Genomic DNA, 11,084 nt, shown 5'->3' on the forward strand with positions numbered 1-11,084 from the left:
GGCTGTTGTCCTTATTACTCGGCAGGCTTGATGTCATAATGGGCGTTGAAGTCTTCCTCGATGGTCGCCGGCGGAGTTGTCGGCTTCTCGATGATACCCAGAAGCGGCATGATCACGAGGAAGTAGGCAAACCAGTAGGCAGACGCCACCAGAGAGATCCAGTCATAGGGGAACTTGGCTTCCTGAGCACCGACCCACATCAGAACGATGAAGTCGACAACCAGCAGCGCGTACCACCATTTGAACATCGGACGGAAGCGGCCGGAGCGGACACGGGAGGTGTCGAGCCATGGCAGCAGCGCCATCACGATGATCGCACCAAACATCGCCAGAACACCGAAGAATTTCGCATCGATGATGCCACCGGTGATCCAGTTCACGGCCATCACAACCCAAACGTCGGCGGTGAAGGCACGCAGGATCGCGTAGAACGGCAGGAAGTACCATTCAGGCACGATGTGTGCAGGCGTCGCCAGCGGGTTGGCTTCGATGTAGTTGTCCGGGTGGCCGAGGTAGTTTGGCATGAAGCCCACAACCGCGAAGAAGATGGTGACAACAATCGCCAGACCCACGAGATCTTTGATCACGAAGTAGGGCCAGAATGGCAGCGTGTCTTTCTGGGCTTCTTCTTTGGAGCCGCGACGCACGTCAACACCGGTTGGGTTGTTGTTGCCGGTGGTGTGGAACGCCCAGATGTGGACGATCACCAGAGCAGCAATCACAAACGGCAGCAGATAGTGCAGCGAGAAGAAGCGGTTCAGGGTGGCGTTGTCCACCGCAGGGCCGCCGAGCAGGAAGGTCTGCAGGCCTTCACCCACAAACGGGATCGCGCCAAACAGGCCGGTGATCACGGTCGCGCCCCAGAAGGACATCTGACCCCAAGGCAGAACGTAGCCCATGAAGCCGGTGGCCATCATCAACAGGTAGATGATCATGCCGACGATCCACGTGATTTCACGTGGCGCCTTGTAGGAGCCGTAATACATGCCACGGAAGATGTGGATGTAGACCGCAAAGAAGAACAGCGATGCGCCGTTCATGTGGATGTAACGCAGCATATGGCCGCCGTTCACATCGCGCATGATGTGCTCGATGGAGGCAAAGGCCAGATCAACGTGCGGGGTGTAGTGCATCACCAGAACGATGCCGGTGACAATTTGCAGCGCCAGGCAGAAAGCCAGAACTATGCCCCAGATCCACCACCAGTTCAGGTTCTTGGGGGTCGGGATCATGATGGTGTCGTAAATCAGGCCAATCACCGGCAGGCGGCTTTCAACCCATTTTGCGCCCTTCGACTTGGGCTCGTAATGATCGTGTGGAATTCCGGACATGATCGCGTTCCTTATCCTAGAACCAGTTCGCTGCCTTCAAAGCGGGCGAGCGGAACATGCAGGTTTTGGGGGGCCGGGCCTTTGCGAATGCGGCCGGAAGTGTCGTAGTGGGAGCCGTGGCAGGGGCAGAACCAGCCGCCGAACTCACCCGCGCCGTCGCCCAGAGGCACACAGCCAAGGTGGGTACACACACCCATCATGACGAGCCATTCGCCGGTTTCATCCATCGCGCGGTTTTCATCCGCAGCGTCGGTGCCGGGCTTGTTGGCGTTCTGGCTGGTGGCGTCGATGGTCAGGTCTTCCAGAGCAACCGCACGGGCGGCGTCGATCTCACCCTGCGTACGGCGACGGATAAAGACCGGCTTACCAAGCCACTTCACGGTCAGCTGGGTGCCTGGCTCAATGCCCGAAATATCCACGCGAATCGAGGACAGCGCCCGCACATCCGCGGAGGGGTTCATCTGATTGACCAGTGGCCAGACGGCTGCACCGGCAGTGACTGCGCCTGCGCCAGCGGTGGCGTAGTAGAGAAAGTCTCTGCGGGTGCCTTCGTGATCTTCTGCGTGGGACACGAGGTTCCTCCATTAAGCGACCGCAACAGCGGCCTATAAATACTTTCCGGCCACGGTTGCCCGTAGCCTTTCATGGGCGGTTTTTAACGAAGGTGGTGCAACCCGTCCAGCGCGCAGTCACATCAGGAGGCGCATCGCGGCTCTGTGTCGCGCTTAACAGAGGATTGAGAGTGGCGCGAATGTCGCACATTCCACTGTAACCTCTTACTTAGGCGCTGTCTGAGCCGCCTCAAGGGGCGGGTGCGAAAATTCTGAAGAATCGCCAAAACCGCTGAAATTCATGGGTTTTGACGCGGTTTCCATGGGTTTTGCGCGGCGAGGACATGCCGCAGCCCTCTGCGCTGCAGGTCGCTCAGAGGCCAAGTCGATTCGCGTTTGACTGGCTCCAATGACGCAAAGCGGCTAGTGCTTGCAGTGTCGCTCACTTCGGAGATCTGCGCCGTGATTAGCCTGAAAGACCTCGAATTTCTCACCTCACTGGCACGTCACGGGCATTTTGCGCGCGCCGCTGAGGAGTGTGGCGTCTCTCAGCCAGCCTTCAGCATGCGCATTCGCAAACTGGAAGAGCGGCTCAATGCGGCGATTGTGAAACGGGGCAACCGGTTTCAGGGGTTCACCCCCGAGGGTGAGGCGCTGATGCGGCACGCCCGCAAGATCATGGACGGGATGAAACTGCTGGAAGAGGAGTTCCGCTCCGCCGGGGGCGAGGTCACCGGTCAGCTCTCGCTTGCGGTGATCCCCACCGCCGTGGGATTTGCCGCGCAGGCCGTGGGGCAGTTGCGCGCCGCCCACCCCGCGATCACGGTGCGGCTGCAAACGGCCTCCTCGCTGACCATCCAGCAGGGGCTGGAAAAGCGCGTGTTTGATGCGGGCATCACCTATGGCGAGGGCGTCTCCCCAGAGATGATGCGGGTCGAGCCGCTCTATGAAGAGCGCTATGTTCTGGTGGCACCAAAGGCGCTGGCGCCACGTAAAACCGGCACGGCGACATGGGCGGAGGCGGCGGAATTGCCCCTGAGCCTGCTTGAGCCGAGTATGCAGAACCGGCGCATTCTGGATTTGGTGTTTCGCGACGTGGGTGTGGTGCCCTCTGTGGTGGCGGAGACCGGCGAATTCACTTCTTCACTGCTGATGGCTGCAAACGGTGTGGCGGCCACCGTGATTCCCGAAGGATTGCTGCACAGTCTGGGTGAAATGCAGGACATCGTAGCCCTGCCGCTGGGCGATCCTGCAGTGGAAAAGGACGTCAGTTTGGTCACGCCACACCGGCTGCCGGGGCTGTCTACGGTGGAAGCTTTACGTAACGTCCTCAAGCTGGGCGCATGATAAGCAATGCTTATCTACAGATAAGAAATGCCTGATTGATCATCAGCCTTTGTGATGTCACCCTATGTCGATCTGGTAGGGAGAGCACTATGGTACCGCTGGACGATTCAAAAGGCGTTTGGAAAAAGAAGGGCACCGGCAAATCACGCCGTACGCCCAAAGGCCGTCAGGTGGATGATTCCGCCTTAAACGAAATACAGGCGCTGCTGGGCGACAGGCCACGCCGCCGCGATCTGCTGATCGAATTTCTGCATCTGATTCAGGATAGTTACGGACATCTGTCCGCAGCGCATATCCGTGCGTTGGGCGAAGAGATGCGTCTGGCGCAGTCAGAGATCTATGAGGTGGCGACATTCTATGCCCACTTCGATGTGGTGGCCGAGGATGAGACCCCGCCCCCTGCCCTGACGATTCGCGTGTGTGATTCGCTGTCTTGCGAATTGGCCGGGGTCGAGCAGCTGCGCAAAGCGCTCGAAATCGGCATGGACCCGTCCGAAGTGCGCGTGCTGCGCGCGCCTTGCATGGGCCGCTGTGACACCGCGCCTGTGGTCGAAGTGGGCCACAACCACATTCTGCATGCCACCCATGAAAAGGTGAACGCCGCGATCCATGCCGGGGAAACCCATCCGCAGATCGGCGACTACCAGGGGCTGGCGGAATATAAGGCTGACGGCGGCTATCAGACCCTGCGCGCCCTGCGTGAAAACGGCAATTGGGAAGAGGTGCAGGAGCAGATCAAAGAAGCTGGCCTGCGTGGTCTTGGTGGTGCGGGCTTCCCGTCCGGCACCAAATGGGGTTTTGTGCGCGCCAACCCCGGCCCCCGCTATCTGGCGGTGAACGGGGACGAAGGCGAGCCCGGCACCTTCAAGGACCGTCACCATCTGGAGCGCAACCCGCATATGTTCCTTGAGGGCATGCTGATTGCGGCCTGGGCTGTGGAAGCGGCGACCTGCTTTATCTACATGCGCGACGAGAACCCCGGTGTGATCAAGATCCTGAAAAAGGAGATCGCGCATCTGGTGGAAGAAGGCATCGTGGCCGAAGACTACATCGACGTGCGTCGCGGCGCAGGTGCCTATATCTGCGGCGAAGAAAGCGCGATGATCGAATCGATCGAAGGCAAGCGCGGCCTGCCCCGTCACCGCCCACCGTTTGTGGCGCAGGTCGGTATCTTCAACCAGCCGACCCTCGTGCACAATGTGGAGACCCTGTACTGGGTCGCGCGGATTGCCCGTTTTGGCCCACAGGTGCTGAATTCGGTCGAAAAGAACGGCCGCAAGGGGCTGCGCAACTATTCGGTTTCTGGCCGCGTGGCGGAACCGGGTGTGTATCTGCTGCCAGCGGGTTCCACCATTGATGACATCATCGAAGCGGCAGGCGGCATGGCAGAGGGCCATGTCTTCAAAGCTTATCAGCCCGGCGGCCCGTCCTCCGGTCTGCTGCCAGCATCCCTGAATGATGTGCCGCTGGATTTTGACACGCTGCAACCGCATGGCACCTTTATCGGTTCTGCTGCTGTGGTTGTGCTGTCTGATCAGGACAGCGCCAAAGATGCGGCTCTAAACATGCTCAAATTCTTTGAGGATGAGAGCTGTGGTCAATGTACCCCCTGCCGCACCGGCTGTGAAAAAGCGGTGAAGCTGATGCAGGCGGACAGCTGGGATCAGCCGCTTCTGGAAGACCTGTGTCAGGTGATGGGCGATGCCTCCATCTGTGGTCTTGGGCAGGCGGCCCCCAACCCGATCCGCCTTGTGATGAAACACTTTGGGGAGGAGATCTGAGATGGCTGTTGTTTTGAAATTTTCGCCATCCGCGAAAACGATCAGAAGTCTCCATCCCACCCAGGTAGTTTGCGAATATATGACTACCGAGAAGGATGGAAAAAAACTCCTCCAGCTCAACACTTATGGCAGTGACGAAAGGCAGATTCCCGGAAAACTAAGTCAAACACTGCAAATCGACAAAACGATAGCCCGCCAACTTATGGACATTCTTCGTGAGGAGTTCGGAGATGCTTGACGCCAGCCAAACCAACACCGTTACCTTCTCTCTGAACGGCAAAGATGTGACCGTGCCGGAAGGCACAACGATCTGGGAAGCCGCCAATGGCGATGGCTTTGTGATCCCGCATCTGTGCCACAAACCGGCCAAAGGCTATCGTCCGGACGGCAACTGCCGCGCCTGTGTGGTGGAAGTGGAAGGTGAGCGCACGCTTGTGGCCTCCTGTATCCGCCCCGCCAGCGACGGCATGGTGGTCCACACCGAAAGCACCCGCGCCAAGAAGGCCCGCGAGATGGTGATCGAGCTTCTGGCTGCGGATCAGCCGGAGGTGAAGCACGACGCCAGCAGCCACTTTGGTGCAATGGCAGCACAAGTCGGGGTGGAACAGTCTCGATTCCCGGCCAAAGCGCCTGAGGCGGTGCCGCTGCTGGATGCCTCCCACGTGGCGATGAGCGTCAATCTGGATGCCTGCATCCACTGCAACCTCTGTGTGCGGGCCTGCCGCGAGGTTCAGGTGAATGACGTGATTGGCATGAGCGGGCGCGGCGCGTCTTCTCAGATCGTGTTTGACCAGAACGACCCGATGGGCGGCTCAAGCTGTGTGGCCTGTGGCGAATGCGTTCAGGCCTGCCCGACCGGCGCCCTGATGCCAGCCACCATGCTGGATGAGACCGGCGCGGGTGACAGCGCGGATTACGACCGCGAAGTCGAAAGCGTCTGCCCCTATTGCGGTGTTGGCTGCCAGATCAAGTTCAAGGTCAAAGACGACAAGATCAAATATGTCGAAGGCATTGATGGTCCGGCCAATGAAAACCGGCTCTGCGTCAAAGGGCGCTTCGGGTTTGACTATATCGAGCACCCCCACCGCCTGACCAAGCCGCTGATCCGTCGCGAAGACGCACCAGCCAAAGGTCTGAACGTGGATCCGGGCAATCTGATGACCCATTTCCGCGAAGCAAGCTGGGAAGAGGCGCTGGATGCGGCGGCCGGTGGGCTGTCAAAGCTGCGCGCAGAAAAAGGCACGAATGTTGCCGGATTCGGCTCTGCCAAATGCTCCAACGAAGAAGCCTACCTGTTCCAGAAACTGATCCGTCAGGGCTTTGGCCACAACAACGTGGACCACTGCACCCGCCTGTGTCACGCCTCCTCTGTGGCGGCGCTTCTGGAGAACGTCGGCTCCGGCGCGGTGACGGCCACTTTCAACGAGATCGAAAACGCGGATGTGGCGATCACCATCGGCTGTAACCCGATCGAAAACCACCCGGTTGCGGCGACCTACTTCAAGCAGTTCACCAAACGCGGTGGCAAGCTGATCGTCTGTGACCCGCGCGGCGTGGGGCTGGGGCGCTATGCCTCCCACAAGCTGCAGTTCAAGCCGGGCGCGGATGTCTCCATGCTGAACGCGATCATGCATGTGATCGTGGAAGAAGAGCTTTATGATGAAGCCTATATCTCGCAGTTCACCGAGAACTGGGAAGAGATGAAAGCCCATCTGAAGGACTTCAGCCCGGAAGCGATGGAGCCGATCTGCGGCATCGATCCTGAGCTGCTGCGCGATGCGGCACGCACCTTTGCCAACGGCAAGGCCGGCATGATCTTCTGGGGTATGGGCGTCAGCCAGCACATCCACGGCACCGACAATGCCCGCTGCCTGATCAGCCTTGCGCTGATGACCGGCAATGTGGGCAAGCCGGGCGCCGGCCTGCACCCGCTGCGTGGTCAAAACAACGTGCAGGGCGCCTCTGATGCGGGCCTGATCCCGATGTTCCTGCCCGACTATCAGTCGGTCATGGACGACGGTGTGCGTTCCGCCTTCACCAAGGTCTGGGAAAGTGAAGACTTCTCCAACCAGAAGGGTCTGACCGTGGTGGAAATCATGGATGCAATCCATGAAGGCGACATCAAGGGCATGTATATCCTCGGGGAAAACCCGGCGATGTCTGACCCGGATGTGGATCACGCCCGTGCCGCTCTGGCCAAGCTTGACCATCTGGTGGTGCAGGACATCTTCCTGACCGAGACCGCCAACTATGCCGATGTGATCCTGCCAAGCTCTGCCTGGTATGAGAAATCCGGCACGGTGACCAACACCAACCGTCAGGTCCAGATGGGCCGCCCTGTCACCCCGCCTCCGGGCGAAGCCAAGGAAGACTGGTGGATTGAGGTCGAGCTGGCCAAACGTCTGGGTCTGGACTGGTCTTACACGCACCCCAAAGAGGTGTTTGCCGAGATGAAGCTCAACATGGGCAGCCTCGACAACATCACCTGGGAGCGTCTGGAAGGCCAAGCGGTGACCTATCCGTCGCTGAGCCCGGAAGATCCCGGTCAGGCGATTGTGTTTGGCGATGGCTTCCCGCGGGAAAGCAAGCGTGCGCGCTTCACACCGGCGTCGGTGATTGCACCGGATGACACCCAGAGCGATGAGTATCCGATGGTGCTGATCACAGGGCGTCAGCTGGAGCACTGGCACACCGGGTCGATGACCCGCCGCGCCACCACGCTGGATGCGCTGGAGCCAGAGGCGAACTGTTCGCTGCACCCCTCCACCCTGCGCAAGCTGGGCGTGGAGCCGGGTGAGTACCTCACGCTGTCCACCCGTCGCGGTTCTGTCACCGTGATGGCGCGGGCCGACCGTGCCGTGGCGCCGGACAACGTGTTCCTGCCCTTTGCTTATGTGGAAGCGGCGGCCAACATCCTGACCAACGCGGCGCTGGACCCTTACGGGAAAATCCCGGAGTTCAAATTCTCCGCCGTGAAAGTCGAGAAAGCTGAAACGCCGACCATCGCGGCAGAGTAAGAGTTAGGGCATCGCCCGTTCGCGGGTGGGCGATGCTCCCTTCTGTTCAGCGCGCTTTATGTATCCGCGCTCTGAACCCTTAAAGCGTCGTCCTTAAAATCTGAAAAGCTTGGTCTCCGCCAAAACGCAGGCGGCGAAGCCGACCAGCCCCCGACCCTCCCCACGGGAGGGGGCTTCACCCCCACCCAGGGTCGGGGGCCGGTCTATGTGACCCGTTCCAGTCGTTGCAGATCTGTGGGACGTTGACCTAGAATGTGTCTCTAACATTGCAAAATCGCCCGCCCATAGGGGCGGATGGGCGATGCCCGGCGGCGCGCTGCGCCTTTGCTCCGGGCCAAAGCCAGTTCAGTCACAAGGCTCAGTCAGAGGGCATGGTGGCCAGCATGCTCTCGCGCTTGGCAAATTCCGCATACCAGCCCGCAAGCCCGTCACGGCCCTGCCGCCAGTTGCGGTCCCCATGGCGGAAATCAAGATAGCCCAGCGCACAGCCCACAGCGATCTGCCCCATATCCAGCGGGCCAAAGAGATGGCTCATCCAGCGTTCATTGATCGCGTCCAGCGCGCCGGTGACCTTGCCCCATTGCGCCTCAATCCAAGCCTCGGAAACGATCTCCTCCGGCCGCACGCGGCGCTCATAGACCGCCAGCACCGCCGCATCCAGAATGCCATCTGCCGTGGCCTCCAGTGTGAGCACATCCCAAAGGCGCTCTTCCGGGTAGAGATCCGCTCCCGCGCGCGCCACCAAGTAGCGGCAAATCACGCGGCTGTCGTAGATCGCAGGCCCATCGGGGCGCACCAATGCGGGGATCTTGCCCAGCGGGTTGGCCGCAGCGGCCTCATCTGCGGTGGCCACAGGCGTGGTTTTGACCCGCACCAGCTCCACATCATCGGTTTGCCCGGTCTCCGCCAGGGTGACATTCACCTTGCGCACAAAGGGAGAGGCCGGGGAATGGATCAGTTGCAACTTGGACATCTCTTACTCCATATCAGGGTCTGCAAAGGGAGATTGCATCAGGGCGGCAAGCTCCCGTGTTTCACTACCAAACCCATGTGCGGCCATCTGCGCGGCGGCGGCGTGGCGCACATCTGTGGGTTTGTTCTGGCCCAGCTTCCAGGTGCCCTGCACATCCTCGATATGCAGCCGGAAAGGCAGGATCATGCGCAGCATGCGCGTGAAGGCATCTGCGTCCATCTTGTCCCGGGTCCAAAGCGGTTTTGGCGCCAGATGGGCCTCAAATTGCGCGGACAGGCGATCGAGCAGATCGGGCAGCGCCTCGCTCGCAAGTGGCTCCAGCCGGCCGGTGAGATGCACCGCCACATAATTCCATGTGGGCACCTGATCCGCCACGCCGTACCAGTCAGGTGAGACATAGCTGTCAGGGCCGGTCACGGCGAGGCGTGCAGGCACCGCAGACTTGGCTGCGCGCACCATGGGATTTGAGCGCACAAGGTGCAGATCAGCGTAGTCGCCCGCCTCGGAAATCAGAAACGGCACATGGGACAGCAGCGGTGCGTCCTCCGCTCCTGAGAGCGCCAGTGTGCCAAAGCCACGCTCGCGCGCAAAGGCGAGGTTTTTCTCGGTTGCCGTGCCGCGAAAGGCTGGGTTGGGGTGCATAAAAACCTCACGTCGTTCGTTGTGCGCGATGTTGCAAAGCTGACCCCATGTTGGCAAGGTGCCATCGTTCTCAGGGCGGGGTGAAATTCCCCACCGGCGGTATGCGGGCACGACCCGTAAGCCCGCGAGCGGCGTCTTTGTTTGGATACATCCACATCCCCAAAAGTGGGAACCGGTTTTGGGATAAGATGTGGAGCCAGAAAAGGCGTGTCAGCAGATCTGGTGAGAGGCCAGAGCCGACGGTTAAAGTCCGGATGAAAGAGAACGTGCGATGGGTGTGGCCGTGGGGCTGCGCCTTATGCGTACGTAATCGCCTTGGGTGACGTGTCTGAACCAAAGGAGATTACGATGACACACACCCGATTTGCCTTCATCAAGGCACAATGGCATGCCGATATCGTCGATCAGGCGCTCAAAGGGTTTTGCGAGCTGATCCCGGACGCCCAAGTGGATGTTTTTGACGTGCCCGGCGCGTTTGAAATGCCCCTGCTGGCGCGCGATCTGGCCGAAAGCGGCCAATATGGCGCAGTGGCCGCCGCCGCGCTGGTGGTGGATGGCGGGATCTACCGCCATGATTTTGTGGCCCAAGCCGTGGTGGATGGCTTGATGCGCGCCGGATTGGACAGCGGCGTGCCCGTGCTGTCTGTCTCGCTCACGCCGCATCATTTCCAGGAAACCGAGCACCATATGGCAATCTACAAAGCACATTTTGTGGAAAAAGGCCGCGAGGCCGCCCGCGCAGCGCTTGGCATTCTGAAAACCCGCGAGTCGCTTCAGAAAGCCGCCTAAGGTTTTTCAATGTGCCCGCAGAACACTGTGGGCGCATCCCCCGCCTGCCAGACCGGCAGCTTGGGCATGATACTTGCAAAAGCATCAGACTCCAGAAACCGCGCCAGCCAATTGGCAAGGTTGGGCTCTGCCTCCGCATCAAAACGGGTTTTGTCGATAAAGGCGAACTGGCGCACAAAGGGCAGGATCGCCATATCCGCCAAGCTCGGCTTGTCTCCAAAGAGCCAGCCGTCGCTCAGTTGATCTTCCAAGCTGTTCAGAAACCGCATGGCTGCGGCGCGACTCTCCTCGGGATCGGCGTCCGCGTAGCGCGTGTGATATTTCGTACGGTCCAGCGCGCGCTTAAACGGGCCATCCGCCTCCTCAATCAGCGCAAAACCGGCCTCCGGCATGACAAGCCAGCCCTGCGGATCATTCTGGCGCAGCGCCCAGAGCATCACATCGAGACTTTCATCAATCACCTCTGCGCCGTCTTTCAGGCACGGCACAGTGCCGCTGGGCGAGGTTTCAAGAAAGGCCTGCGCTTTGTCGCGCAACAGGATTTCCCGCAGCTCCACAGACACACCCGAGACCGCCACCGCCAGCCGCGCCCGCATGGCGTAAGGGCAGCGCCGGAAAGAATAGAGAATCGGGGCCTCTGTCATGGTCTCACG

10 protein-coding genes and 1 riboswitch are annotated in these 11,084 nt (G+C 60.1%); of the genes, 5 read left to right on the plus strand and 5 right to left on the minus strand.

The window, feature by feature from the left end; translation table 11 throughout:
- Nucleotides 1–14: 14 nt before the first annotated feature.
- Nucleotides 15–1,331, minus strand: coding sequence for a cytochrome b (gene petB / locus J7400_RS00545; RefSeq protein WP_209057808.1), 1,317 nt, complete (start codon nt 1,329–1,331; stop codon nt 15–17).
- An 11-nt stretch (nt 1,332–1,342) separates the two neighbouring features.
- Entirely contained in the window at nt 1,343–1,903 is a 561-nt protein-coding gene (gene petA / locus J7400_RS00550; RefSeq protein WP_209057810.1) for a ubiquinol-cytochrome c reductase iron-sulfur subunit, read from the minus strand.
- A gap of 441 nt (nt 1,904–2,344) precedes the next feature.
- Here petA and J7400_RS00555 point away from each other — a divergent pair, with 441 nt between their 5' ends.
- The 4 genes from J7400_RS00555 to fdhF all read left to right on the plus strand — a co-directional run bounded on the left by J7400_RS00555 (nt 2,345) and on the right by fdhF (nt 8,027).
- The gene (locus J7400_RS00555) at nt 2,345–3,229 is read left to right on the plus strand and encodes a LysR family transcriptional regulator (RefSeq protein ID WP_209057812.1); all 885 of its coding nucleotides are present in this window, start codon (nt 2,345–2,347) and stop codon (nt 3,227–3,229) included.
- An 89-nt stretch (nt 3,230–3,318) separates the two neighbouring features.
- A complete protein-coding gene (locus J7400_RS00560) occupies nt 3,319–5,010 on the plus strand; it encodes an NAD(P)H-dependent oxidoreductase subunit E (protein ID WP_209057814.1) in 1,692 nt (563 codons plus the stop codon).
- Between the two features lies 1 nt (nt 5,011).
- Nucleotides 5,012–5,248, plus strand: coding sequence for a hypothetical protein (locus tag J7400_RS00565; protein ID WP_209057816.1), 237 nt, complete (start codon nt 5,012–5,014; stop codon nt 5,246–5,248).
- Complete coding sequence (gene fdhF, locus J7400_RS00570; RefSeq protein ID WP_209057818.1) at nt 5,241–8,027, plus strand: formate dehydrogenase subunit alpha; 2,787 nt, start codon at nt 5,241–5,243, stop codon at nt 8,025–8,027. Before J7400_RS00565 ends, fdhF begins: the two co-directional genes overlap by 8 nt.
- Nucleotides 8,028–8,385: 358 nt before the next feature.
- Here the strand turns inward: fdhF and J7400_RS00575 are convergent, their stop codons facing one another.
- Complete coding sequence (locus J7400_RS00575) at nt 8,386–8,991, minus strand: glutathione S-transferase (RefSeq protein ID WP_209060173.1); 606 nt, start codon at nt 8,989–8,991, stop codon at nt 8,386–8,388.
- Between the two features lie 12 nt (nt 8,992–9,003).
- The gene (locus tag J7400_RS00580) at nt 9,004–9,642 is read right to left on the minus strand and encodes an FMN-binding negative transcriptional regulator (protein WP_209057820.1); all 639 of its coding nucleotides are present in this window, start codon (nt 9,640–9,642) and stop codon (nt 9,004–9,006) included.
- 62 nt (nt 9,643–9,704) lie between these two features.
- Nucleotides 9,705–9,912, plus strand: a riboswitch (FMN riboswitch).
- A gap of 78 nt (nt 9,913–9,990) precedes the next feature.
- Here J7400_RS00580 and J7400_RS00585 point away from each other — a divergent pair.
- Nucleotides 9,991–10,431, plus strand: a complete 441-nt coding sequence (locus J7400_RS00585; protein WP_209057822.1) for a 6,7-dimethyl-8-ribityllumazine synthase — start codon at nt 9,991–9,993, stop codon at nt 10,429–10,431.
- Here J7400_RS00585 and J7400_RS00590 read toward each other — a convergent pair.
- The gene (locus J7400_RS00590) at nt 10,428–11,075 is read right to left on the minus strand and encodes a glutathione S-transferase (RefSeq protein WP_209057824.1); all 648 of its coding nucleotides are present in this window, start codon (nt 11,073–11,075) and stop codon (nt 10,428–10,430) included. The genes J7400_RS00585 and J7400_RS00590 overlap by 4 nt on opposite strands.
- Nucleotides 11,076–11,084 lie beyond the last annotated feature (9 nt).

Origin of the sequence: Shimia sp. R9_2 (assembly GCF_017743735.1) — a bacterium.
Taxonomy (GTDB): Bacteria; Pseudomonadota; Alphaproteobacteria; order Rhodobacterales; family Rhodobacteraceae; genus Shimia.

What these genes read in the sequence shown, in the direction of transcription:
- petB (WP_209057808.1), bottom strand. Translation starts at nt 1,331, where the DNA reads ATGTCCGGAATTCCACACGATCATTACGAGCCCAAGTCGAAGGGCGCA.
- J7400_RS00560 (WP_209057814.1), top strand. Translation starts at nt 3,319, where the DNA reads ATGGTACCGCTGGACGATTCAAAAGGCGTTTGGAAAAAGAAGGGCACC.
- J7400_RS00565 (WP_209057816.1), top strand. Translation starts at nt 5,012, where the DNA reads ATGGCTGTTGTTTTGAAATTTTCGCCATCCGCGAAAACGATCAGAAGT.
- fdhF (WP_209057818.1), top strand. Translation starts at nt 5,241, where the DNA reads ATGCTTGACGCCAGCCAAACCAACACCGTTACCTTCTCTCTGAACGGC.
- J7400_RS00580 (WP_209057820.1), bottom strand. Translation starts at nt 9,642, where the DNA reads ATGCACCCCAACCCAGCCTTTCGCGGCACGGCAACCGAGAAAAACCTC.
- J7400_RS00585 (WP_209057822.1), top strand. Translation starts at nt 9,991, where the DNA reads ATGACACACACCCGATTTGCCTTCATCAAGGCACAATGGCATGCCGAT.
- J7400_RS00590 (WP_209057824.1), bottom strand. Translation starts at nt 11,075, where the DNA reads ATGACAGAGGCCCCGATTCTCTATTCTTTCCGGCGCTGCCCTTACGCC.